19 protein-coding genes and 1 tRNA gene are annotated in these 25,374 nt (G+C 59.5%); 17 read left to right on the top strand and 3 right to left on the bottom strand.

Features of this window, described 5'->3' with window-relative positions; genetic code table 11:
* The first annotated feature begins 34 nt into the window (after nucleotides 1–34).
* The 7 genes from apaG (at nucleotide 35) to CKW30_RS17185 (ending at nucleotide 8,122) form a co-directional block, all read left to right on the top strand.
* Nucleotides 35–415: a Co2+/Mg2+ efflux protein ApaG gene (apaG, locus tag CKW30_RS17215; RefSeq protein ID WP_095181410.1), complete on the top strand. Its 381-nt coding sequence runs from the start codon at nucleotides 35–37 to the stop codon at nucleotides 413–415.
* Nucleotides 415–1,296: a symmetrical bis(5'-nucleosyl)-tetraphosphatase gene (locus CKW30_RS17210; protein WP_056786666.1), complete on the top strand. Its 882-nt coding sequence runs from the start codon at nucleotides 415–417 to the stop codon at nucleotides 1,294–1,296. Before apaG ends, CKW30_RS17210 begins: the two co-directional genes overlap by 1 nt.
* Nucleotides 1,297–1,330: 34 nt before the next feature.
* The gene (gene glpE, locus CKW30_RS17205; RefSeq protein ID WP_095181409.1) at nucleotides 1,331–1,660 is read left to right on the top strand and encodes a thiosulfate sulfurtransferase GlpE; all 330 of its coding nucleotides are present in this window, start codon (nucleotides 1,331–1,333) and stop codon (nucleotides 1,658–1,660) included.
* Between the two features lie 296 nt (nucleotides 1,661–1,956).
* On the top strand, nucleotides 1,957–3,879 hold the full coding sequence (locus CKW30_RS17200; RefSeq protein ID WP_016772892.1) for a PrkA family serine protein kinase: 1,923 nt from the start codon (nucleotides 1,957–1,959) through the stop codon (nucleotides 3,877–3,879).
* A 119-nt stretch (nucleotides 3,880–3,998) separates the two neighbouring features.
* The gene (locus CKW30_RS17195; protein WP_039757709.1) at nucleotides 3,999–5,270 is read left to right on the top strand and encodes a YeaH/YhbH family protein; all 1,272 of its coding nucleotides are present in this window, start codon (nucleotides 3,999–4,001) and stop codon (nucleotides 5,268–5,270) included.
* Nucleotides 5,267–6,829, top strand: a complete 1,563-nt coding sequence (locus CKW30_RS17190; protein WP_024014545.1) for a SpoVR family protein — start codon at nucleotides 5,267–5,269, stop codon at nucleotides 6,827–6,829. The genes CKW30_RS17195 and CKW30_RS17190 overlap by 4 nt, the downstream gene beginning before the upstream one ends.
* Before the next feature lie 63 nt (nucleotides 6,830–6,892).
* On the top strand, nucleotides 6,893–8,122 hold the full coding sequence (locus CKW30_RS17185; RefSeq protein WP_095181408.1) for a multifunctional CCA addition/repair protein: 1,230 nt from the start codon (nucleotides 6,893–6,895) through the stop codon (nucleotides 8,120–8,122).
* Between the two features lie 85 nt (nucleotides 8,123–8,207).
* On the opposite strand, the gene folK is transcribed toward CKW30_RS17185, so the two are convergent.
* Both folK and folB read right to left on the bottom strand, forming a co-directional pair.
* The gene (gene folK, locus CKW30_RS17180; protein WP_095181407.1) at nucleotides 8,208–8,726 is read right to left on the bottom strand and encodes a 2-amino-4-hydroxy-6-hydroxymethyldihydropteridine diphosphokinase; all 519 of its coding nucleotides are present in this window, start codon (nucleotides 8,724–8,726) and stop codon (nucleotides 8,208–8,210) included.
* Nucleotides 8,717–9,073 carry a dihydroneopterin aldolase gene (gene folB, locus CKW30_RS17175; RefSeq protein ID WP_016772885.1) on the bottom strand — a complete coding sequence of 119 codons (357 nt, stop codon included), beginning with the start codon at nucleotides 9,071–9,073 and terminating at the stop codon, nucleotides 8,717–8,719. The genes folK and folB overlap by 10 nt, the downstream gene beginning before the upstream one ends.
* A gap of 74 nt (nucleotides 9,074–9,147) precedes the next feature.
* On the opposite strand from folB, the gene plsY reads away from it, so the two are divergent.
* Complete coding sequence (gene plsY / locus CKW30_RS17170) at nucleotides 9,148–9,717, top strand: glycerol-3-phosphate 1-O-acyltransferase PlsY (protein ID WP_041476705.1); 570 nt, start codon at nucleotides 9,148–9,150, stop codon at nucleotides 9,715–9,717.
* Nucleotides 9,718–9,740: 23 nt separating this feature from the next.
* Here plsY and tsaD read toward each other — a convergent pair whose 3' ends face one another.
* Nucleotides 9,741–10,766, bottom strand: coding sequence for a tRNA (adenosine(37)-N6)-threonylcarbamoyltransferase complex transferase subunit TsaD (gene tsaD / locus CKW30_RS17165; RefSeq protein WP_039757706.1), 1,026 nt, complete (start codon nucleotides 10,764–10,766; stop codon nucleotides 9,741–9,743).
* A gap of 199 nt (nucleotides 10,767–10,965) precedes the next feature.
* Between tsaD and rpsU the strand changes: the two genes are divergently transcribed.
* From rpsU to pqqF, 9 genes are all read left to right on the top strand, one after another.
* Nucleotides 10,966–11,181 (top strand): 30S ribosomal protein S21, encoded by a 216-nt coding sequence (gene rpsU, locus CKW30_RS17160; RefSeq protein ID WP_002551877.1) that lies wholly within the window; start codon nucleotides 10,966–10,968, stop codon nucleotides 11,179–11,181.
* Between the two features lie 486 nt (nucleotides 11,182–11,667).
* A complete protein-coding gene (dnaG, locus tag CKW30_RS17155) occupies nucleotides 11,668–13,632 on the top strand; it encodes a DNA primase (protein WP_024014549.1) in 1,965 nt (654 codons plus the stop codon).
* Nucleotides 13,633–13,699: 67 nt separating this feature from the next.
* Nucleotides 13,700–15,547: an RNA polymerase sigma factor RpoD gene (gene rpoD, locus CKW30_RS17150; protein ID WP_024014550.1), complete on the top strand. Its 1,848-nt coding sequence runs from the start codon at nucleotides 13,700–13,702 to the stop codon at nucleotides 15,545–15,547.
* 125 nt (nucleotides 15,548–15,672) lie between these two features.
* Complete coding sequence (locus CKW30_RS17145; protein WP_095181406.1) at nucleotides 15,673–19,419, top strand: bifunctional diguanylate cyclase/phosphodiesterase; 3,747 nt, start codon at nucleotides 15,673–15,675, stop codon at nucleotides 19,417–19,419.
* 15 nt (nucleotides 19,420–19,434) lie between these two features.
* Nucleotides 19,435–19,511 (top strand) — tRNA-Ile (locus CKW30_RS17140).
* Between the two features lie 179 nt (nucleotides 19,512–19,690).
* Nucleotides 19,691–20,152, top strand: coding sequence for an Lrp/AsnC family transcriptional regulator (locus CKW30_RS17135; RefSeq protein ID WP_095181405.1), 462 nt, complete (start codon nucleotides 19,691–19,693; stop codon nucleotides 20,150–20,152).
* Nucleotides 20,153–20,375: 223 nt separating this feature from the next.
* On the top strand, nucleotides 20,376–22,058 hold the full coding sequence (locus tag CKW30_RS17130; protein WP_016772878.1) for an NAD(P)/FAD-dependent oxidoreductase: 1,683 nt from the start codon (nucleotides 20,376–20,378) through the stop codon (nucleotides 22,056–22,058).
* A 12-nt stretch (nucleotides 22,059–22,070) separates the two neighbouring features.
* On the top strand, nucleotides 22,071–22,865 hold the full coding sequence (locus CKW30_RS17125; protein ID WP_095181404.1) for a carbon-nitrogen hydrolase family protein: 795 nt from the start codon (nucleotides 22,071–22,073) through the stop codon (nucleotides 22,863–22,865).
* Between the two features lie 38 nt (nucleotides 22,866–22,903).
* Nucleotides 22,904–25,315 carry a pyrroloquinoline quinone biosynthesis protein PqqF gene (gene pqqF / locus CKW30_RS17120; protein WP_095181403.1) on the top strand — a complete coding sequence of 804 codons (2,412 nt, stop codon included), beginning with the start codon at nucleotides 22,904–22,906 and terminating at the stop codon, nucleotides 25,313–25,315.
* Nucleotides 25,316–25,374 lie beyond the last annotated feature (59 nt).

Here is a 25,374-nt window from a genome sequence, read left to right as displayed (position 1 = left end):
CGCCCCGCGTTCCGCTTCATTAAGGCCTTCTTGCATGTCCGATTCCCGTTATCAGGTCGATGTCAGCGTCGTCACCCGCTATCTGCCAGACCAATCGCAACCCGAACACGACCGTTTCGCCTTCGCGTACACCATCACCGTACAGAACAACGGCAAGGTTGCGGCCAAGCTTCTGTCCCGGCACTGGGTGATCACCGATGGTGACGGCCATGTCGAACACGTGCGCGGTGAAGGCGTCGTCGGCCAGCAACCGTCGATCGATGTAGGCAAGAGCCATGTCTACACCAGCGGCACAGTGATGACCACCAAGGTCGGCACCATGCAGGGCACTTATCAAATGCTCGCCGACGACGGCAAACATTTCGATGCAATCATTGAACCGTTTCGCCTCGCCGTGCCCGGAGCCCTGCACTGATGACGACGTATGCCGTCGGTGACCTGCAAGGCTGCCTCGAACCGCTCAAGTGCCTGCTCAAACAAGTTGCCTTCGACCCGGCGCTTGACCGGCTGTGGCTGGTCGGCGATCTGGTCAACCGTGGCCCGCAGTCGCTGGAAACCCTGCGTTTTCTCTTTGGCATGCGTGAGTCGCTGGTCTGCGTGCTCGGCAATCACGACCTGCACCTGCTGGCCGCCGCGAAGAAGATCGAGCGTTTGAAGAAAAGCGACACACTGCGCGAAATCATCGAGGCCCCCGATGGGCCGCAGCTGATGGAATGGCTGCGCCAGCAGAAGCTGATGCATTACGATGAAACACGCGATGTTGCGATGGTCCATGCCGGCATCCCGCCGCAGTGGTCGCTGCGCCGTGCGTTGAAGTGCGCCGCCGAAGTCGAGACCGCCCTGCGTGACGACAACGTATTCCCCGCCTACCTTGACGGTATGTACGGCAACGAGCCGGCAAAATGGGACAACGACCTCAAAGGCATTGATCGTCTGCGAGTGATCACCAATTACTTCACACGCATGCGCTTTTGCACCGCCGAGGGCAAGCTCGACCTCAAAAGCAAGGAAGGCCTCGACAGCGCCCCACCCGGCTACAAGCCGTGGTTTCAGCACAAGGAGCGCAAGACCAAAGGCCTGCGCATCATCTTCGGTCACTGGGCGGCGCTCGAGGGCAATATCCACGAGCCGGGCATTTCCGCGCTGGACACCGGATGCGTATGGGGCGGCAGTCTGACGCTTATGAACGTCGACAGCGGCGAACGCCTGTCATGCAAATGCGACGAGCACGGCGGACTTGCGCCATCAGTCGCCCCACTCACCCCTAACGATTCGCCCGTCAACGCCTCGCGTTAGACTGCGCCTTCAGTAGAGCAACAGGTACTTTGTCATGACCGAATTCAAACGAATCCCCCCGGAACAGGCGCAGGCCCTGCGTGAACAGGGCGCAGTCGTAGTCGACGTACGCGATCCGGCGACCTTTGCCGCGCTGCACATCAGCGGCTCCAAACATCTCGACAACCATTCCCTGCACGCTTTCATTCAAGGCGCCGACCTCGATGCACCGACCGTCGTGGTCTGCTACCACGGCAATTCCAGCCAGGGCGCAGCCGCCTATCTGGTCAGCCAAGGCTTCTCCGACGTTTACAGCATGGACGGCGGCTTTGAGCTGTGGCGTACGACTTATCCGTCGGAAACCGCGCAAGGCACCGCCGAATAATTTTTTTGCGCAGCGCAGGCCCCGGCTGCCGTGGGCCTGCGCGCGGCAGACGAACGGTCTGCCACAACTAATTACGTATCTCGCCTTTACCTCTCGAATTCCCAACTATCCTTAAGCGCAGGCCATCCAAAACAGGGGAGAGCCGGTACACCGGCGCGCGGGTCATCGGGAGTAGCTTTCGCGGTTTGTCGACCGTGGGAGAATTCTGGGGGGTAAACAGCAGCTGCCACAGCGACTGCTGCCAGCATCGACTGAGTGATCCGGCGTCGGCTCCACGTATCGAGCGAGGTGACGTCATGAGTATCTTTAGCCACTTCCAACAACGCTTCGAATCCACACGCCAGGAAGAACTCTCTCTGCAGGAGTACCTGGAGCTGTGCAAAAACGATCGCAGCGCCTACGTTTCCGCCGCCGAACGTCTGTTGATGGCGATCGGCGAACCGGAACTGCTCGACACTTCGACCAATTCGAGGCTGTCGCGCATCTTCTCCAACAAGGTGATCCGCCGCTATCCGGCCTTTGAAGACTTCCACGGGATGGAAGAATGCATCGACCAGATCGTCTCGTATTTCCGCCACGCCGCCCAAGGCCTGGAAGAAAAGAAACAGATTCTTTATCTGCTCGGCCCCGTCGGTGGCGGTAAATCGTCCCTGGCCGAGAAGCTGAAACAGCTGATGGAGAAAGTGCCCTTTTATGCCATCAAGGGCTCGCCGGTCTTCGAGTCGCCTCTGGGTCTGTTCAACGCCACCGAAGATGGCGCGATCCTCGAGGAAGATTTCGGCATTCCACGGCGCTACCTGAACACCATCATGTCGCCCTGGGCGACCAAGCGCCTGGCCGAATTCGGCGGCGACATCAGCCAGTTCCGCGTGGTCAAGCTGTACCCATCGATCCTCAATCAGATTGCCGTGGCCAAGACCGAACCCGGTGACGAGAACAACCAGGACATCTCGGCGCTGGTCGGCAAGGTCGATATCCGCAAACTCGAAGAATTCCCACAGAACGACGCTGACGCCTATAGCTACTCCGGTGCGCTGTGCCGGGCCAACCAGGGCCTGATGGAGTTCGTCGAGATGTTCAAGGCGCCGATCAAGGTGCTGCACCCATTGCTGACTGCTACCCAAGAGGGCAACTACAACAGTACCGAAGGCCTCGGCGCGATTCCGTTTACCGGCATCCTGCTGGCTCACTCCAATGAATCGGAGTGGCACACCTTCCGCAACAACAAGAACAACGAGGCGTTCATCGACCGGATCTACATCGTCAAAGTGCCGTACTGCCTGCGCGTCAGCGACGAAGTGAAGATCTACGACAAACTGCTTTTCAACAGCTCCCTGTCCAAGGCGCACTGCGCACCGGACACCCTGAAAATGCTCGCGCAGTTCACCGTGTTGTCGCGCCTCAAGGAGCCGGAAAACTCCAACATCTATTCGAAGATGCGCGTCTACGACGGCGAAAACCTCAAGGACACCGATCCGAAGGCCAAGTCGATTCAGGAGTACCGCGATTCGGCCGGTGTCGACGAAGGCATGAACGGCCTGTCGACCCGCTTCGCCTTCAAGATTCTCTCCAAGGTATTCAACTTCGACCCGCATGAAATCGCCGCCAACCCGGTGCACCTGCTCTATGTGCTGGAGCAGCAGATCGAACAGGAACAGTTCCAGGCCGAAACCCGCGAACGCTACCTGCGCTATCTGAAGGAATACCTGGCGCCGCGCTACATCGAGTTCATCGGCAAGGAAATCCAGACTGCTTATCTGGAGTCCTACAGCGAATACGGTCAGAACATCTTCGATCGCTACGTGCTGTACGCGGATTTCTGGATTCAGGATCAGGAGTATCGCGACCCGGAAACCGGCGAGATCCTCAACCGCGTGGCCCTGAACGAAGAGCTGGAAAAAATCGAGAAACCGGCCGGCATCAGTAATCCGAAGGATTTCCGCAACGAGATCGTCAACTTCGTCCTGCGCGCCCGGGCCAACAACAACGGCAAGAACCCGACCTGGCTCAGCTACGAAAAACTGCGGGTGGTCATCGAGAAGAAAATGTTCTCCAACACCGAAGACCTGCTGCCCGTCATCAGCTTCAACGCCAAGGCCAGCAAGGAGGATCAGCAGAAACACAACGACTTCGTTACGCGAATGGTTGAACGTGGCTACACCGATAAACAGGTACGCCTGCTGTCCGAATGGTACCTGCGGGTCCGCAAGTCGCAGTGAGGCAGCTGCAAGCTATAAGCCACAAGCTGCAAGAACAAAGCGTGTGCCCCCTGAAACACGGGCATTCGCTTCCACTTGCAGCTTGCAGCTCAAAACTTGAAGCTCCCCGGAGGGGCCTTATGAGCTATGTGATCGACCGACGCCTCAATGGCAAGAACAAGAGCACGGTAAACCGTCAGCGTTTTCTGCGGCGTTACCGTGACCACATCAAAAAGGCTGTCGAAGAGGCAGTCAGTCGCCGCTCCATTACCGATATGGAGCACGGTGAGCAGATCAGCATTCCCGGTCGCGACATCGACGAACCGGTGCTTCATCACGGACGCGGCGGCAAACAGACCGTGGTGCATCCCGGCAACAAAGAGTTCACGGCCGGTGAACATATCGCCCGTCCACCGGGAGGCGGTGGCGGACGCGGTCCGGGCAAGGCCGGCAACTCCGGCGAAGGCATGGACGAGTTCGTCTTCCAGATCACGCAGGAAGAGTTTCTCGAATTCATGTTCGAAGATCTGGAACTGCCGAACCTGGTCAAACGCAACCTGACCGGCACCGACACGTTCAAAACCGTCCGCGCCGGGATCAGCAATGAAGGTAACCCTTCACGCATCAATATCATCCGCACGTTGCGCTCGGCTCATGCGCGTCGTATCGCCCTGTCTGGCAGCAGCCGCGCGAAATTGCGCGAAGCCAAGGAAGAGCTGGCACGGCTCAAGCGCGAAGAACCGGACAACTTCGGCGATATTCAGGAACTCGAAGCTGAAATCGAGAAACTCAGCGCGCGCATTCACCGCGTGCCGTTCCTCGACACCTTCGACTTGAAATACAACCTGTTGGTCAAGCAACCCAACCCCAGCTCCAAAGCAGTGATGTTCTGCTTGATGGACGTGTCCGGTTCTATGACGCAGGCCACCAAGGACATCGCCAAGCGCTTTTTCATCCTGCTTTACCTGTTTCTCAAACGTAACTACGACAAGATCGACGTGGTGTTCATCCGTCACCACACCAGCGCCCGAGAGGTGGACGAGGAGGAGTTTTTCTATTCTCGTGAGACCGGCGGCACCATTGTTTCCAGCGCCCTGAAGCTGATGCAGGAAATCATGGCCGAGCGCTATCCGAGCAACGAGTGGAACATCTACGCCGCTCAGGCCTCCGACGGCGACAACTGGAACGACGATTCGCCGATCTGCCGCGACATCCTGATCAATCAGATCATGCCGTTTGTGCAGTACTACACTTACGTGGAGATCACCCCGCGCGAACATCAGGCCCTGTGGTACGAATACGAACGCATCGCCGAAGCCTTCTCTGACACCTTTGCCCAGCAGCAACTGGTCTCGGCCGGAGATATCTATCCGGTCTTCCGTGAACTCTTCCAGCGCAGGTTAGTGACATGACCGCCAAAGAGCAGAAGCGCCAACCCATATCCACCGGCTCCGAATGGACATTCGAGCTGATCCAGACCTACGACCGCGAAATCGCCCGGATCGCGGCCCGCTACGCGCTGGATACCTATCCCAACCAGATTGAAGTGATTACCGCCGAGCAGATGATGGACGCCTATGCCTCAGTGGGCATGCCGCTGGGCTATCACCACTGGTCCTACGGCAAACACTTCCTCAGTACCGAAAAATCCTACAGTCGCGGACAAATGGGCCTGGCTTACGAGATCGTGATCAACTCCGACCCGTGCATCGCCTATCTGATGGAAGAAAACACCATCTGCATGCAGGCGCTGGTGGTGGCCCATGCCTGCTATGGCCACAACAGCTTCTTCAAGGGCAACTACCTGTTCCGTACCTGGACTGACGCCAGTTCGATCATCGATTACCTGGTGTTCGCCAAGCAGTACATCATGCAGTGCGAAGAGCGCCACGGCATCGATGCCGTGGAAGACCTGCTCGATTCCTGCCATGCCCTGATGAATTACGGTGTCGACCGCTACAAGCGCCCGTATCCGATTTCCGCCGAAGAAGAGCGCCGGCGGCAGAAGGATCGCGAAGAGCACATGCAGAAGCAGATCAATGATCTGTGGCGCACCATTCCCAAAGGCGCGGACAAATACAGCGACAAGGACAACGCCCGCTTCCCGGCCGAACCGCAGGAAAACATCCTCTATTTCATCGAGAAACACGCGCCGCTGCTGGAACCCTGGCAGCGAGAGATCGTACGGATCGTGCGCAAGATCGCCCAGTATTTCTATCCGCAGCGCCAGACCCAAGTCATGAACGAAGGCTGGGCAACGTTCTGGCATTACACGCTGATGAATGACCTGTATGACGAAGGCCTGGTGACCGACGGCTTCATGATGGAATTCCTCACCTCGCACACCAGCGTGGTGTTTCAGCCTGGCTTTGACAGTCCGTACTACAGCGGCATCAACCCCTATGCATTGGGTTTCGCCATGTACCGCGACATTCGGCGCATGTGCGAAGAGCCTACCGAAGAGGATCGCCGCTGGTTCCCGGACATCGCCGGTTCCGACTGGCTGTCGACCATCAAGTTCGCCATGAGCAGTTTCAAGGATGAGAGCTTCATCCTGCAGTACCTGTCGCCCAAGGTGATCCGTGATCTAAAGCTGTTCAGCATTCTCGATGACGACCAGAAAGACGACTTGCTGGTGCCGGCCATTCATGATGAGGGCGGCTACCGCATCATCCGTGAAACCCTGGCTGCGCAATACAACCTCGGCAATCGTGAGCCGAACGTGCAGATCTACAGCATCGATCGGCGCGGTGATCGCTCGCTGACCCTGCGCCATCAGCAGCACGACCGCAAACCCTTGGGCGACTCCACCGAGGAAGTCCTCAAGCACCTGCACCGGCTCTGGGGCTTCGACATTCATCTGGAAACCCTGCAAGGCGACCAGATCATGAAAACCCATCACGTGCCGCCACGCAGTGAACACAGCGAAGGCGATTACGGCCGGCTCGATCTGGCCGTGATTCATCTTTGATCCGGTTCCGGCCTCCGAAAGTCTGACGCAAGGGTTATCCTGTCGGACTGACGGAGGTTTTTTATGCAGGTTTACAAGGTTGGCGGCGCGGTACGTGATCGCCTGTTAGGGTTGCCGGTCACTGATGTCGACCGGGTCGTGGTCGGTGCGACCACTGAAGAAATGCTCGCCAAGGGATTCCGCCCGGTTGGCGCCGATTTTCCGGTGTTTCTGCACCCGAAAACCGGAGAGGAATATGCCCTCGCCCGTACGGAACGCAAGAGTGGCCGGGGTTACGGCGGCTTCACCTTCTACGCAAGTCCCGAAGTGACGCTTGAAGAAGACCTGATTCGCCGCGACCTGACGATCAACGCGATGGCGGAGGACGATCAGCTCAACCTGACCGATCCGTACCATGGCCAGCGCGATCTTGAAGCGCGAATCCTGCGCCATGTATCCCCGGCATTCGCCGAAGATCCGCTCCGTGTCCTGCGTGTTGCCCGTTTTGCTGCGCGCTACGCAGGATTGGGCTTTACGGTCGCCGATGAAACCATGGACTTGATGCGCCAGCTCAGTGAGTCCGGCGAATTGCAGGCGCTGACTGCCGAACGTAGCTGGAAGGAGATTTCCCGGGCACTGATGGAAGATCATCCACAGGTGTTCATCCAGGTCTTGCGCGACTGTGGCGCACTCAAAGAGCTATTGCCGGAAGTCGAAGCCTTGTTCGGCGTGCCGCAGCCAGAGACCCATCACCCGGAAATTGACACAGGCCTGCACACCCTGAGCGTGCTGGAGCAATCAGCCCAGCACAAACAACCACTGACAGTGCGCTGGGCCTGCCTGCTGCATGACTTGGGCAAAGGCCTGACGCCGGAAGATGAGTGGCCCAGGCATATCGCCCATGAGCACACCGGGCTGAAGCTGATCAAAGCGGTCAACGAGCGCTTCAAGGTCCCCAAGGACTGTCAGGAACTGGCGCTGCTGGCCGGCCAGTACCACACCCATGGGCACCGGGCGCTGGAGCTGAAAGCCTCGACGCTGCTGGAGTTGCTGCAGAGTTTCGATATTTATCGCCGGCCGCAGCGATTCGAAGAGTTTATCGCCGCGTGCGAGATGGACGCCCGTGGCCGCAAGGGCCTGGAGCAGCGCAGTTATCCACAGGCGGATTATTTGCGCGGAGCGGCGAAGGCTGCGCGAGCGGTGGCGGTGCAGCCGTTGCTGGAGCAGGGATTCAAGGGGCCGGAACTGGGCGAAGCGCTGAAGCGGGAACGACTGAAGGCGTTGAAAGCCTACAAAGAGGCGGCGACAGCCTGATAAAAAACTTCGCGAGCAGGCTCGCTCCCACATGAGACCTCGATCCAATGTGGGAGCGAGCCTGCTCGCGAAAGCGCATTTGATATCACCGCAAATCCGAAGGCGTGAGCTGCTCCCCCCGCCATTCGAACGCAACCGGCGCCAACACCTGATCAATCTGCGCTTCAGCCCACAACATCGCAAAGCTCTTGCCCACCCCCGGATGCACCCGATCCGGCGCAATCAACGACAGCGGCCACAGCACAAAGGCATTTTTCAGGATTTCAGCACGCGGCAGCATCAATCCATCGAAATTACCCACCAGATCGCCATACAGCAGCACGTCGATATCCAGCGGCAGACCTTTGCGATCCGGGGCATAACGACCGTTGTCCGCCTCGATGAATTTCAAGCGGCGGTCAAGCTCCATCAACGGCAGATCGGTGTAGGCCGAGACCACGAAATTGAAGAACGGCCCGCTCTTGATGCCCACCGGTTGGCTCTCGAACACCGCCGAACAACGGATATCCACCAGGAACGTGGCCAGCGCATCGAGACCGGCGCGCAAATGGGTTTCGCGCTCGATATTGCTACCGAGCCCGAGGTAGACCTGAGTCAGCGACATCCGCGCTCGATCTCCACACCCACACCACCCTTGGCCGCTGGAACGGCGCCCGGCTTGGTCAGTTTCAGTCGCACCCAAGTGATCTTGAATTCGGCCATGAGCACTTCAACCAGACGCTCGGCGAAGGTTTCGACCAGCTGGAACTGCGCCTGCTCGGCGAAGGCCTGAATGCGCGTGGAAACACTGGCGTAATCGAGCGCCAGGGTCAGGTCGTCACCGGCGGCGGCCGGGCGATTGTCCCAGGCGAAGCTCAGATCAAGACGCAGGCACTGACGGATGCCGCGCTCCCAGTCGTAGGCACCGATCACGGTGTCGACTTCCAGGCCCTCGATAAACACTCTGTCCAAGCACTTCTCTCCGCTGCACGACAAGGGCGCGATGCGCCGTTAGAATCAGGGCGTCCTCGCCCGGAATAGTTAGCATGTTTTGGTTACTGGCGATTCTCGCCTACCTGCTCGGCTCGCTGTCCTTTGCCATTTTGCTCAGCCGCCTGACCGGAAATCCGGATCCGCGAATGAGTGGCTCGGGTAATGCCGGCGCCACCAACATGCTGCGCCTGGCCGGTCGCAAACTGGCGATCCTGACCCTGCTCGGTGATCTGTGCAAAGGCCTGCTGCCGGTGCTGATCGCCTCGGGCGCGGGCCTTTCAGTGCAGGATCAGGCCTGGATCGGCGTGTGCGCCGTGATCGGTCACCTGTTCCCTTTGTACTTTCGCTTTCGCGGCGGCAAAGGCGTTGCCACTGCCGCAGGCATGCTGCTCGGCCTGTATCCACCCGCCGCGCTGCTGGCAGTATGTGCCTGGCTACTGACGTTTTACCTGACCCGCACCAGCTCGCTGGCGGCGCTGATTGCCACGCCACTGACCCTGCCATTGCTGGCCTGGCAGGAGCCGGAAGCCTTGCTGCCAATGAGCGCGCTGACCTTGCTGATTGTCTGGCGCCATCGCGGCAATCTACGCGACCTGTTTGCCGGGCGCGAACGGCATTTCTGACTGCCGTCCATGAGCGTCGCTCATTACAGCGCCGACAACTGCTCCATTGGCCAGCGTGCCTGCACGGTGATTGCCAGACTTTCCTGCTGGCCGGCCTTCAGGCGCTGGCAACCGGCAAATGCGATCATCGCGCCATTGTCGGTGCAGAACTCCGGGCGCGCATAGAACACATCACCCTTCATATCGCCGAGCATTTTTTCCAGCGAAACCCGCAACGCCTTGTTGGCGCTGACGCCGCCGGCAATCACCAGTCGCTTCATGCCCGCCTGTTTCAGGGCGCGCTTGCACTTGATGGTCAAAGTCTCCACCACGGCCTGCTGGAACGCCAGCGCGATGTCGCAACGGGCTTGCTCGCCGTCGTCCCCGGCGCTGACGCATTGCTGCCAGGTATTGAGGGCGAAGGTTTTCAGGCCGCTGAAACTGAAGTCCAGACCCGGGCGATCACACATCGGACGCGGAAAGGTGAAACGTCCTGCGACGCCCTTCTCGGCCAGCTTGGCGATTTCCGGCCCGCCGGGGTAATTGAGGCCCATCATCTTCGCGGTTTTGTCGAAAGCTTCGCCGGCCGCATCGTCGAGCGTCTCGCCGAGCAGGCTGTATTGGCCAATGCCGTCGACCTGAACCAACTGGGTATGACCACCGGAAACCAACAAAGCGACGAACGGGAATTCCGGCGGTTTCGGTTCCAGCATCGGCGCCAGCAAGTGGCCTTCCATGTGGTGCACGCCAAGCGCCGGAATGCCCCAGGCAAACGCCAGCGCCTGCGCGCAGGATGCACCGACCAGCAGCGCGCCGACCAGGCCAGGACCTGCGGTGTAGGCGATTGCGTCGATCTCGGTCGGCACACAGTCGGCCTCGGCCAACACCTGACGGATCAAGGGCAGCATGCGTTTGACGTGGTCACGCGAGGCCAGCTCCGGCACCACACCGCCATAGACACGGTGCAGGTCGATCTGACTGAACAGCGCGTCGGCCAGCAGACCGCGTTCACTGTCATACAATGCGACGCCGGTTTCGTCGCAGGAGGTTTCTAATCCCAGTACTAGCATGGGTTTGCGCCTTGTTTAGGCTGAATTCGAAGGCGCGCATAATAGTCGCCACGTGATGCCCCGACCAGCGGTTTTCGATCAGAGGCTTTGCATTCCGAGCGATGAGGGGTTAACATCCGCAACCCTTAAAAACCGACGTCTTCAAGTGCTCTTTTGCCGCGAGGATGTTGACCCCGGTAATGAATGAAGGTAGCTCTGGATGCCAGCCGTCAAAGTAAAAGAGAACGAACCCTTCGACGTAGCTCTGCGTCGTTTCAAGCGCTCCTGCGAAAAAGCCGGTGTACTGGCTGAAGTTCGTAGCCGCGAATTTTACGAGAAGCCAACTTCTGAGCGTAAGCGCAAGGCAGCAGCCGCTGTTAAGCGTCACGCCAAGAAAGTTCAGCGCGAACAGCGCCGCGCCGTTCGTCTGTACTAATCCACAGACGTTCGTAGCAAGCTTCTTGCCTAAGCCCGGCCCTCAGCCGGGCTAATGGCATTTGCGTAAAACGCTTGATGCTTCACCGTCGACGCCGCCGATGCGACCGAGACAAATCTGCTTCACCGCGTCAGGCCTGGCTCTTTTGCCAGCGGTGCACGTCTTTTCTGACGAGCCTTTCAAGGCTACTGACGAGCACACCCACTGATTCCTCTTACGACGATCAGCCCAAGGCACCTGCATGCGTGCCCGCTTTATTGAGCTATCCGAGGTCGACAATCGGCCGTCAGCGGATTCAGCGCAACACTTTCACATAGTCGAAGACTGATAGGTACTAACGTCAGTGGATTTTCGGCAGATACACTTCCCGACAGCGATTACGCAGACGACACCGGTCGAGCCGCACTTTTTGTGCGTTTCCAGCAATGGCCCGCGTCCGACGGCCTGTCGCAACGGATTTATTGCAGCGCAGACGACGAGAACGCCATGGCCGGGCTGATTCCCCAGAGCTTCATTGACGACCTGCTGAACCGCACCGACATCGTCGACGTGGTCAGCTCGCGCGTGCAATTGAAGAAGGCCGGCAAGAACTACACCGCCTGCTGCCCGTTCCATAAAGAGAAAACCCCGTCATTCAGCGTCAGCCCCGACAAACAGTTCTATTACTGCTTCGGTTGCGGCGCCGGCGGCAACGCCCTCGGCTTTCTCATGGATCACGACAACCTGGACTTCCCCCAGGCCGTCGAAGATCTGGCCAAAGCCGCCGGCATGGAAATCCCCCGCGAAGAAAGCGGTCGCGAGCGCAAGCCGCGCCAGCCGACCGATTCGCCGCTGTACCCGCTGCTGACCGCCGCCGCTGATTTTTACCGACAGGCACTCAAGAGTCATCCGTCGCGCAAGGCTGCGGTGGATTACCTCAAGGGGCGCGGGCTGACGGGCGAGATCGCTCGGGATTTCGGCCTCGGTTTTGCGCCGCCGGGCTGGGACAACCTGCTCAAGCATCTGAGCAGCGACACGTTGCAACAGAAGGCCATGATCGAAGCTGGCCTGCTGATCGAGAACGCCGAAACCGGCAAACGCTATGACCGCTTCCGCGATCGCGTGATGTTCCCGATTCGCGATACCCGTGGACGGATCATCGCCTTCGGCGGTCGCGTACTGGGCGACGACAAGCCCAAGTACCTGAACTCACCGGAAACCCCGGTATTCCATAAAGGCCAGGAACTCTACGGCCTTTATGAAGCACGCAAGAACAATCGCAACCTCGACGAAATCATCGTCGTCGAGGGTTACATGGACGTCATAGCCCTCGCCCAGCAAGGCTTGCGCAATGCCGTCGCCACGCTGGGTACCGCGACCAGCGAAGAACACCTCAAGCGCTTGTTCCGCGTCGTCCCGAACGTGTTGTTCTGCTTCGACGGCGACCAGGCCGGCCGCAACGCAGCCTGGCGTGCACTGGAAGCGACCCTGCCGTGCCTGCAGGACGGTCGTCGCGCGCGGTTCCTGTTTTTGCCCGAAGGCGAAGACCCGGACACCCTGGTTCGCGCGGAAGGCACCGACGCATTCAAGGCGCGCATCAATCAGCACGCGCAGCCGCTGGCCGATTATTTTTTCCAGCAACTGACCGAAGAATCCGACCCGCGCTCTCTTGAGGGCAAGGCGCACATGGCCACCCTCGCCGCACCATTGATCGACAAGGTGCCGGGCGCAAACCTGCGTATTCTCATGCGTCAGCGCCTGACCGAAATCACTGGCCTGAGCAGCGAAACCGTCAGCCAATTGGTTCAGAGTGCGCCGCAGGAAGCACCGCCCGCCTACGATCCGGGCTTCGATTATGACGCCATGCCGGACTACAGCGACTACCATCAGCCGCAGGCGCAGGACATGTATGCGCCGCAGCAGGAATGGACGCCGAAGAAACCCGGCGCCGGCGGCAAGAAGTGGGACAAGAAACCGTGGGACAAGAACGGCAAGCGTGGTGGCGATCGCGAACAGCAGCGCCCGCGCACGCCGATTGGCGTTGAATCGCCAACCCTGACGGCACTGCGAACATTGCTCCATCATCCGCAACTGGCCAAGCGCGTCGAAGACGCCGGGCACATTGCCGATGAAAATCAGACCAACGCCCAGCTGCTTGTGGCGCTGCTCGAAGCCGTACAGAAGAATCCCAAGCTAAACTCATTTCAGCTGATCGCGCGATGGCACGGTACTGAACAGGGTCGCTTACTCAAGGCGCTGGCAGAAAAGGAATGGCTGATTGACGGAGATAACCTTGAACAACAGTTTTTCGACACCATTACTAGCTTGTCCGCCCGCCAACGCGAGCGAAATCTCGAACAGTTACTCAGGAAAGCGCGGCAAAGCGAACTGAGCGTCGAAGAGAAAAATCAACTGCGCGACCTTTTAAGTCGCAATGTTTCCGCATCAAACCCGACCTCAACTGGCGCGTGAGGTCATAGCTCAGGTATAATCCTCGGCTTGTTTTTTGCCCGCCAAGACCTTCAGTGGATAGGGTGTTATGTCCGGAAAAGCGCAACAGCAGTCTCGTATTATTGAGTTGATCAAACTGGGTCGTGAGCAGAAGTATCTGACTTACGCCGAGGTCAACGACCACCTGCCCGAGGATATTTCAGATCCGGAGCAGGTGGAAGACATCATCCGCATGATTAACGACATGGGGATCCCCGTACACGAGAGTGCTCCGGATGCGGACGCCCTTATGTTGGCCGACGCCGATACCGACGAGGCCGCTGCGGAAGAAGCAGCCGCTGCGTTGGCGGCGGTGGAGACCGATATCGGTCGCACCACTGACCCGGTGCGCATGTACATGCGTGAAATGGGTACGGTCGAGCTTCTGACCCGTGAAGGCGAAATCGAAATCGCCAAGCGGATCGAAGAAGGCATTCGTGAAGTGATGAGCGCAATTGCGCACTTCCCTGGCACGGTTGACCACATTCTCTCCGAGTACACCCGCGTCACCACCGAAGGTGGTCGCCTGTCCGACGTCCTGAGCGGTTATATCGACCCGGACGACGGCATCGCGCCGCCTGCGGCAGAAGTGCCGCCGCCGGTTGACCCGAAAGCCGTGAAGGCCGACGACGATACCGATGACGATGATGCCGAATCTTCCGACGACGAAGAAGAAGCCGAAAGCGGTCCGGACCCGGTCATCGCTGCACAGCGCTTCGGCGCCGTGGCGGACCAGATGGAAATCACCCGCAAGGCCCTGAAAAAGCACGGTCGTCACAACAAGGCAGCGGTTGCCGAGTTGCTGGCCCTGGCCGAGCTGTTCATGCCGATCAAACTGGTGCCGAAGCAATTCGAAGCCTTGGTCGAGCGTGTGCGCAGTGCCCTGGATCGTCTGCGTCAGCAAGAGCGCGCGATCATGCAGCTGTGCGTACGTGATGCACGTATGCCACGCGCCGATTTCCTGCGTCAGTTCCCGGGCAACGAAGTCGACGAAAGCTGGTCCGACGCCCTGGCCAAAGGCAAGAGCAAGTACGCCGAAGCCATCGGTCGCGTGCAGCCGGACATCATCCGTTGCCAGCAGAAGCTGATTGCGCTGGAAACCGAGACCGGCCTGACCATCGCAGAAATCAAGGACATCAACCGTCGCATGTCGATCGGGGAGGCCAAGGCCCGCCGCGCGAAGAAAGAGATGGTTGAAGCCAACCTGCGTCTGGTGATCTCGATCGCCAAGAAGTACACCAACCGCGGCCTGCAATTCCTCGATCTGATCCAGGAAGGCAACATCGGTCTGATGAAGGCGGTGGACAAGTTCGAATACCGTCGTGGTTACAAGTTCTCGACTTATGCCACCTGGTGGATCCGTCAGGCGATCACTCGCTCGATCGCCGACCAGGCGCGCACCATCCGTATCCCGGTGCACATGATCGAGACGATCAACAAGCTCAACCGTATTTCCCGGCAGATGTTGCAGGAAATGGGTCGCGAACCGACTCCGGAAGAGCTGGGCGAACGCATGGAAATGCCTGAGGACAAGATCCGCAAGGTACTGAAGATCGCCAAAGAGCCGATCTCCATGGAAACCCCGATCGGTGATGACGAAGACTCCCATCTGGGCGACTTCATCGAAGACTCGACCATGCAGTCGCCAATCGATGTCGCCACAGTGGAAAGCCTGAAGGAAGCGACTCGCGAAGTGCTGTCCGGCCTCACTGCCCGTGAAGCCAAGGTACTACGCATGCGTTTCGGTATCGACATGAACACCGACCACACGCTCGAAGAGGTGGGCAAACAGTTTGACGTAACGCGTGAGCGGATCCGTCAGATCGAAGCCAAGGCGCTGCGCAAGCTGCGCCACCCGACGCGAAGCGAGCATCTGCGCTCCTTCCTCGACGAGTGATACCAGAACCCCCGGCCCAGGCCGGGGGTTTTGTTTTATGGCAGATTAAATTCCCCGCTCCGCCCTCCCCGTCGCGTACCCCGTCTACACTCGAAACAATCATCCCAAGCCCTGACGAGAGCGTTATGCCCAGACTGGCGCCCGTGCTTTTTCTGCTGTCATTGATGATCTGCACCGCCACGGCTGACGCGCTGACTCTCACCGATGAAGAACGCAGCTGGCTGGCGGCTCACCCTGACTTGCGCCTGGGTGTTGATGCATCGTGGCCGCCTTTCGAATTTCGTGACGACCAGAACCGCTATCAGGGTCTCGCCGCTGACTATATCGACGTGATTCGCCAACGTTTGGCGATCAAGCTGACGCCCATCGAACCGGCAAGCTGGACGGTGGTGCTGGAGCAGGTCAAAAAAGGCAAGATCGATTTGCTGCCGGGAATCATGTCCACGCCGGAACGCCAGAATTACCTGTCATTTACCCGGCCGTACCTCGACTTCCCGATCGTCATTCTGGCCCATGTCGGCGGGGCCCAGCCGCGCAAACTCGACGACCTGTACGGTCTGAAAATCGCCGTAGTGGAAAACTACGCTCCCCACGAACTGCTGCGCACTCACCATCCCGATCTGAATCTGGTGGCCATGCCCAATGTTAGTTCGGCGCTGCAAGCCCTGGCGACCGATGAAGTGGACGCGGTGGTCGGCGATCTGGCTTCGAGCGTGTGGAGCCTGCGCCAGCTCAAACTCGACGGCCTCTACGTCAGCGGCGAAACCCCGTATCGTTATCAACTGGCAATGGCCGTGCCTCGCGATAACAAAATGTTGGTGGGCATCCTCGATAAAGTCCTGGCCGACATGACACCGGCGGAAATCAGCAGCATTCAGGAACATTGGGTCGGTAATGTGCTCGACCACCGCACGTTCTGGTCGGACCTGCTGATGTATGGCCTGCCCGGTCTGTTGTTGTTGATGACGGTGCTGGCCGTGGTGATTCGCATCAACCGTCGCCTGAGCTCGGAAATCTCCCGGCGCATCGACCTCGAACAGGAATTGCGCAGCAGCGAATATCACTACCGTGGCCTGGTGGAGAGCTTGTCGGCGATTGCCTGGGAAGCGCGGATGAGCGACTTCACCTACAGCTATGTTTCGCCCCATGCTGAAGACCTGCTCGGGTATCCACAGTCTCACTGGCTGATTCCGGGTTTCTGGCACAACATCATTCACCCCGCCGACCTGACCCGCACGCAAAACTATTGCAGGGAAGCGCTGCGCCAGGGCCGCGATCACATCGTCGACTATCGCGTGATCACCGCCGACGGCCGCTGCCTGTGGGTGCGCGACATTGTCAGCCTGATCGAGCATGGCCACGAACCGGTGATGCGCGGGTTGATGATCGATATCAGCGAAATCAAACGCACCGAAGAAGCGCTGCGGCTGTCCGAGCAGAAGTTCGCTTCGGTGTTTGAGCAATGCCCGGACATTCTGGTGATTGCGCGCCTGTCCGACGGCTGCCTGCTGGAGGTTAACGAGGCCTTCGAAGAGCAGATCGGCCTCAGGGCCGAGGAGGTGATCGGCCAGACCGCCACCAACCTCAATATCTGGGGCATCCCCGGGGTGGGGCCGGGCCTCTTGCAGCGTTTGCAGGCCGGCAGCATCCGTAATCTGGAAATGCCCTTTCGCCGCAACAACGGCCAACTGTTCACCGGGCTGATTTCCGCCGAGCCCTTCGACCTCGATACCACACCGGCGCTGGTGGTTGTAGTACGCGACATCAGCCAGCTCAAGGAAACCCAACAGCAACTGCAAACCTCTGAAGAAAAATTCGCCAAGGCTTTCCATGCGTCGCCCGACGGCCTGTTGCTGTCGCGCCAGAGCGACGGCCTGCTGCTGGAGGTTAACGAAGGTTTCAGCCGCATCACCGGTTTCAACAGCGCCATGTCGGTGGATCGGTCGACACTGGACCTGGGTATCTGGGTCAACCTCAACGAACGCAAGCAGATGCTCGATCTGCTAAAGCGCGACGGGTTTGTCCGCGACTTCACTTGCCACATCCGTCGCAGCGACGGGCAGATTCGCCTGTGCGAAGTGTCCAGTCGACCGCTGCCGATCGGCGACGAGGATTGCATGCTGACCATCGCCCGCGACATCACCGAACGCCATCTCATGCAGGAAAAACTGCAGCAGGCCGCGACCGTTTTCGAGAGCACCGCCGAGGGCGTGTTGATCACCGATACTCAACAACACATCAGCGCCGTCAATCGCGCATTCACCGAAATCACCGGTTACAGCGAAAGTGAAGCGCTGGGCCACACGCCACGCTTGCTGGCGTCAGGGCTGCATGACAGCGCTTTCTACGCGGCGATGTGGCACCAATTGACTGACGAAGGCCACTGGCAAGGCGAGATTTCCAACCGGCGCAAGAACGGCGAGCTGTACCCGAGCTGGCTGACCATCAGCGCCGTGCGCAATCGCGACAAGTTCATCACTCACTTCGTCGCGGTGTTCGCCGATATTTCCAGCCTCAAGCATGCCCAGGCCAAGCTCGATTACCAGGCTCACCACGACCCCCTCACCGGTTTGCCCAACCGCACCTTGTTCGAGAGTCGCCTGCAAATGGCCCTGACCAGCCAGCAGGAAAATGGCGGCCAGGGCGCGGTGCTGTTTCTCGATCTCGACCGCTTCAAACACATCAACGACAGCCTCGGCCACCCGGTCGGCGACCTGTTGCTCAAGGGCATTGCCGTGCGCTTGAAAGAACAATTGCGCGATATCGACACGGTCGCGCGATTGGGCGGTGACGAATTCATCATCCTGTTGCCAGGCTTGCAGCAAGCCAGTGACGCCGACAACATCGCGACGAAACTGCTCAACTGCTTCGGTGCGCCGTTCCAGGCCGGCGAACACGAGTTTTTTATCAGCGCGAGCATCGGCACCAGCCTTTATCCCCGCGACGGCTGCGATGTCGCCACACTGGTGAAAAACGCCGACGCGGCGATGTACCGCTCCAAAGCCAAGGGGCGTAACCGCGTCGAAAGCTACACCCGCGACCTCACCGCCCAGGCCAGCGAGCGCGTAGCGCTGGAACACGAACTGCGCCGCGCCATCGAGCGCGATGAGCTGTTTCTCTGTTACCAACCGAAAATCAGCCTGGTCGACCACAGTCTGGTCGGTGCAGAGGCGCTGATTCGCTGGCGCCACCCAACCTTCGGCGACGTGCCGCCCGAGCATTTCATTCCGCTGGCCGAAGAGAACGGCATGATCCTGCAGATCGGTGACTGGGTGCTGGAGACCGCTTGCCGGCAAATGTTCGAGTGGAGCCGAATCTACCAACCGCTGGGGCCGCTCTCGGTGAACCTCGCTGGCGCGCAGCTGCGTCAGCCGAACCTGTTGGTGCGCATCGAGCAACTGCTCAAGGACAACCGCCTCAGGCCGGATTTACTGCAACTGGAAATTACCGAGAATTTCATCATGAGTCAGGCCGAAGAGGCGCTGGCAGTGCTGCACCAGCTCAAACACCTCGGCGTGCAACTGGCGATCGATGACTTCGGCACCGGCTACTCCTCGCTCAGCTATCTCAAACGCCTGCCGCTGGACATCCTCAAGATCGACCAGTCCTTCGTCCGCGGACTGCCTGACGACCCCCACGACGCAGCGATCGTACGCGCCATCATCGCGCTCGGTCGCAGCATGCAATTCACCGTGATTGCCGAAGGCGTGGAAACCCAGGCGCAACAACAATTCCTCGCCGCAGAAGGTTGTGAACAGATCCAGGGCTACATCGTCAGCCTGCCGCTGCCCCCGGACGAATTCGCCGCGACGTTTCTGCATGTAACCGTATCGGATTTTTCGGATAGCACAGCCGCGAAACCGTCGCTATAATCCGCGGCCTACTGAGGGCCTATAGCTCAGTTGGTTAGAGCAGAGGACTCATAATCCTTTGGTCCACGGTTCGAGTCCGTGTGGGCCCACCAAATTGAAAAGCCGCGCTTGATGCGCGGCTTTTTTGTGGGCGAGTGGTTGGGTTTCGTCTTGGCGGGCGCAACGTTCTGGAACTGCGCAAGAAAATCCGTTTGAGAGAACGCAGAAAGCCCCAACGCGATTGTCCCTGTACCATCCTTAACCTGATTGTCCCATGCCACCGGAGTCCCCCTTGCCAGACACCCGCCAACCCATGCTCGACGAAATCGACCGCCAGCTAATCGCCGCGCTGCAAATCAACGCCCGCGAAAGCGTGGCCATGCTCGCCCGTCAGCTAGGCATTGCTCGCACGACGGTGACGTCGCGCCTGGCCCGGCTGGAAAAGGCCAGAGTGATCACCGGTTATGGCGTGCGTCTTGGTCAGCGTGTGGTCGATGGTGGCTTGCAGGCGTACGTCGGGATCAAGGTGCAGCCGCGTTCCGGCAAGGACGTGTTGCGGCGTTTGAGTGCGATGGCGCAGGTGCAGCAGTTGTGTGCAGTGAGTGGCGAGTTTGATTATGTGGCGTGGTTGCGCACCGACTCGCCGGAGCAGCTCGATCAGTTGCTGGATCAGATTGGCAGCGTCGATGGGGTGGAGAAGACCACGACGTCGATCATTCTGAGCAGCAAGATTGATCGGGGGCAGCCGGTTTAAGATTTTGATCGAGCTTCTGGGGTGAATTTCAGAGCCTCTTCGCGAGCAGGCTCGCTCCCACATTTTGGTCGGTATGCAGCCTGCAATCGTCAGTCTGCACAACAATCAGGCAAAACGACGACACATTGCGTCTTATTAACGCGCTCCACGCTCCCTAGAATGGCTGACATCTTTTCCTATACTCAGACGCGAATCCTGCGTCGGGTCGCCAACAAGGTCAGCCATGAACAAGAACAACCGCCATCCTGCAGACGGAAAAAAACCTGTCACCATTTTCGGTCCGGACTTTCCGTTCGCGTTTGACGACTGGATCGAGCATCCCGCCGGGCTGGGGAGCATTCCTGAGCAGCACCATGGCGCTGAGGTGGCGATTGTCGGGGCGGGCATTGCCGGTCTGGTGGCTGCGTATGAACTGATGAAACTCGGTTTGAAGCCAGTGGTGTACGAGGCGTCGAAACTCGGCGGTCGTCTGCGCTCGCAAGCCTTCAACGGTACCGACGCCATCGTCGCCGAGCTTGGCGGCATGCGCTTTCCAGTGTCCTCCACGGCGTTCTATCACTACGTGGACAAGCTCGGCCTCGAAACCAAGCCTTTCCCCAACCCGCTGACCGGTGCTTCGGGCAGTACCGTGATCGATCTGGAAGGCGAAACCTATTACGCCGAAAGCCTGAAGGATCTTCCTGCTTTGTTCCAGGAAGTCGCTGACGCCTGGGCAGATGCGCTGGAAGCCGGTTCGCAGTTCTCCGATATCCAGCAAGCCATTCGCGATCGCGATGTGCCGCGCCTGAAAGAGCTGTGGAACAAGCTGGTGCCGCTGTGGGACGACCGGACCTTTTATGACTTCGTCGCCACCTCGAAAGCCTTCGCCAAATTGTCGTTCCAGCATCGCGAAGTGTTCGGGCAGGTCGGTTTCGGCACCGGCGGCTGGGATTCGGACTTCCCCAATTCGATGCTGGAAATCTTCCGCGTGGTGATGACCAATTGCGACGATCACCAACACCTGGTGGTCGGTGGCGTCGAACAGGTGCCACAGGGCATCTGGCGCCATGTGCCGGAGCGCTGCGTGCACTGGCCGGCCGGCACCAGCCTGAAATCCCTGCACCGTGGCGCACCACGTTCCGGTGTGAAGAAAATTGCTCACGCACCGCAAGGCCGTTTCGCCGTTACCGACAACAACGGTGACACCCGCGAATACGCCGCCGTCCTGACAACCTGCCAGAGCTGGCTGCTGACCACTCAGATCGAATGCGATGAAACCCTGTTCTCGCAGAAGATGTGGATGGCCCTCGACCGCACGCGCTACATGCAGTCGTCGAAAACCTTCGTGATGGTCGACCGGCCATTCTGGAAAGACAAGGATCCGGAGACCGGCCGCGACGTGATGAGCATGACCCTCACCGATCGCCTGACCCGTGGCACCTATCTGTTCGACAACGGCGACGACAAGCCGGGGGTGATCTGCCTGTCGTACTCGTGGATGAGCGACGCGTTGAAAATGCTCCCGCATCCGGTGGAGAAACGTGTTGAGCTGGCGTTGAACGCGCTGAAGAAGATCTACCCGAAAGTCGACATCGCCGCGCGGATCATCGGCGATCCGATCACCGTGTCGTGGGAAGCCGATCCGTATTTCCTCGGTGCCTTCAAAGGCGCCCTGCCCGGCCATTACCGCTACAACCAGCGCATGTATGCGCACTTCATGCAGGACGACATGCCGGCCGAACAGCGCGGGATTTTCATCGCCGGCGACGACGTGTCGTGGACACCGGCGTGGGTCGAAGGCGCAGTGCAGACTTCGCTCAACGCGGTGTGGGGCATCATGAAACATTTCGGCGGATCCACACATAAAGAGAACCCCGGCCCGGGTGATGTGTTCAAAGACATCGGCCCTATCGCCCTGCCCGAGTAAGAGGATTCCCCGATGCGCGTAGCCGTTTACCAATGTCCACCGCTGCCACTGGACCCCGCCGCCAACCTGCATCGCCTGCATCAAGTAGCGATGGAGGCCAAAGGCGCCGATCTGCTGGTGCTGCCGGAGATGTTCATGACCGGCTACAACATCGGCGCCGAAGCGGTCAGCACGCTGGCCGAGGTCTATAACGGTGAATGGGCGCAGCAGATCGGCCGGATTGCCAAGGCTGCGGGTCTGGCGATCGTCTACGGCTACCCCGAGCGCACCGCCGACGGGCAGATCTACAACGCCGTGCAACTGATCGACGCCCACGGCGAGCGCCTGTGCAACTATCGAAAGTCGCATCTGTTCGGCGACCTCGATCGGTCGATGTTCAGCTCCGGCGAAGCGGAGTTGCCGGTGGTTGAGCTGAACGGCTGGAAGCTCGGCTTCCTGATCTGCTACGACCTGGAGTTTCCGGAAAACGCGCGGCGCCTGGCCTTGGCCGGCGCCGAGCTGATCGTGGTGCCGACGGCCAACATGATTCCGTTCGATTTCGTTGCCGATGTCACCGTGCGTGCCCGCGCCTTCGAAAACCAGTGCTACGTGGCTTACGCCAATTACTGCGGACATGAAGGCGATATCCAGTATTGCGGGCAAAGCAGCATTGCCGCGCCGGACGGCAGCCGTATCGCCCTGGCAGGTCTGGACGAGGCGTTGATCGTCGGCGAACTGGACCGACAACTGATGAACGATTCACGCCAGGCCAATCGCTATCTCAGCGATCGCCGCCCGGAGCTTTACGGCGCGCTCAACCGCCGCTAATCCGCTAGCATGGGCACTTCACTGTTCTGGAAGTGCCCATGCCCGCGCCGACTCATCCCCGCCCCCACTCTGAAACCCTGGCCAACGGCCTGCGCGTGACCCTGCGCCACGTGCCCGGTCTCAAGCGCAGCGCTGCCGCGTTGCGCGTGGCGGCCGGCAGCCATGACGTGCCATTGGCATGGCCGGGGCTGGCGCATTTTCTTGAGCACTTGCTGTTTCTCGGCACCGAGCGTTTTCCCACAGACGAAGGGCTGATGGCCTACGTGCAACGTCACGGCGGCCAAGTGAATGCCAGCACCCGTGAGCGCACCACGGATTTTTTCTTCGAGTTGCCTGTGTCGTCCTTCAGCGCGGGGCTCGAGCGTCTGTCAGACATGCTCGCCCGGCCACGGATGAATCGGGACGATCAACTGCGTGAACGGGAAGTGCTGCAGGCGGAATTTGTCGCCTGGTCGCAGGATCCGACAGCACAGCAGCAGTTTGCCCTGTATGAAGGTTTACCCGCGCAGCACCCGTTGCGCGGTTTTCATGCGGGCAATCGGGACAGCTTGCAGGTCGAATCGCCTGGGTTTCAGTCGGCGCTGAAAGATTTCCATCAGCGCTTTTATCGAACCGGGCAAATGAGCCTGAGTCTGGTCGGGCCACAAAGTATCGATGAGCTTCGGGAGCTGGCGCAGCAATTCGCAGCAGTGTTGCCGGTTGGGGATAAAGTTGCCCAGGCCGCACCGCCACCGTTGGCAGTGAAAAGTTATCAACAGGTCGGCGCTCACACGAACCTGTTATTTGCTTTCGACGCGTTGCCCGAGTCATCCGCCGAGGCGATGGCTTTTCTCTGTCATTGGTTGAATAGCGCAAAACCTGGTGGATTGCTCGCATACCTGCATCAACAGAGTCTGGCTGACAGCCTGAAAGCCACGCCGCTTTACCAGTTCGCCGGCCAAGCGCTGCTGCATCTTCAATTCAATGCTGGCGGCGACCGCCTGGATACCATTCGCGAACACCTGCTGGAATGGCTGAGCTTCTTCGCCCGTCAGGACTGGACGCCGTTGCGCGAGGAATACGCCGCCCTGCTTCAGCGCCAGCAGCAAGTCAGCGGCGCGTTGCAACTGGCGCGCCTAGACATTGAGCAGCAAGCATTCGTCCTGTCCGAATCCGGCGCTGCCGCACTTGAGCACATCCTTCGCGAAATCGGCGTTGTGGATAACTTCAGCGATCATTGGCATCTGCCCGCCGCCAATCCTTTTCTGCGAGCCAGCGAGCCACTGGCAAACGCCGGGCTGATTCGCGGCCAGACCAGCGCCCACCGTGGCCTGCGCACCTTCGCCCAGGATCGCTCGCGCAGTCGCCGCGAGCGATCGCCGATGCAGTTCAGCCAGGCGCTGCCGGACAACAGCGATGAGGGCGCGATTTACCTGCGCTGGCAGGTCGAGACGACGGCCAGCGCCGATCTGCGCTCAAGATTGCAGCGCAGTTTGCGCCAGACCCGACAGGATGCGTCCGAAGCCGGAGTGGACTTGTCTTTCAGCGCCGCAGGTAACCAATGCCTGCTGAAAATGACCGGACTACAGGAACCGATGCCCAGCATCCTCGAGCATGCGCTGAAATGTCTGACGATGATCGACGCCGATTCGCCGCGCGACGAGGTGCAGATACCGTCGATGCCGATCCGCCAACTACTCGAAGCGTTGTCAGAGAAATGCCTGCCCACGATTGAAACCAGCGATGACGCCAATCAGCTGTGGACAACTTCGCGCTGGGACGGCCTCGCTCTAGGCCTTAACCAACAAACCCAGTCAGCCTTGGGCCTGGCGCTGAGCCGCATTCCCGGCACACCGGACAATCAGCTACCGGTGACACCGATCGCCCAAGGCAAGTACCACTGGAGCCAGATCAACACGGCCTCCAGCGAACACGCCTTGCTGCTGATCTGCCCGACTGCCAGCAGCGACATCGCTGATGAAGCAGCGTGGCGCCTTCTGGCTCAGTTGTACCAGACGCCTTTCTATCAGCGCCTGCGTGTCGAATTGCAATTGGGGTACGCCGTGTTCAGCGCGCTGCGTCAATTGCACGGCAGGACCGCGATTGTGTTTGGCGTGCAATCGCCGACGACTTCGGCCGCCGAGTTGCTCGAATATATTCAAGAGTTTTTCAACGGCATTCCCGCGCTGATCGAAACGTTCGATGAAGCAAGCCTCGAGCAACAGCGTCAAAGCCTCGCCGATCAGTTCGACGACACCACACTGTCCACCAAGGATGCCGCCGAACTCCTCTGGCAAGGCAAACTTGCCGGCCATTCGTCGGATTACCGGGAGCAGTTGGTCACGGCGATCCGGCAACTCGATCGCCAGGCTTTGCTGGCCGCTGCGCAACGCCTGATCAATGCCGAGGGCGGCTACCATTGCCTGGCCAATGAATCGATGCCGGGCACACCGTGGCAAGCGACAAACTGATCATTACCGAGGCTGCAAGGAGCTTTCTCAAAGATTCACGGGTCACGGCGTTGAAATTT

The sequence above is a fragment of the Pseudomonas sp. Irchel 3F6 genome (assembly GCF_900187595.1).
GTDB lineage: Bacteria > Pseudomonadota > Gammaproteobacteria > Pseudomonadales > Pseudomonadaceae > Aquipseudomonas > Aquipseudomonas siliginis.
This window is presented reverse-complemented; position numbering and strand designations above follow the sequence as displayed.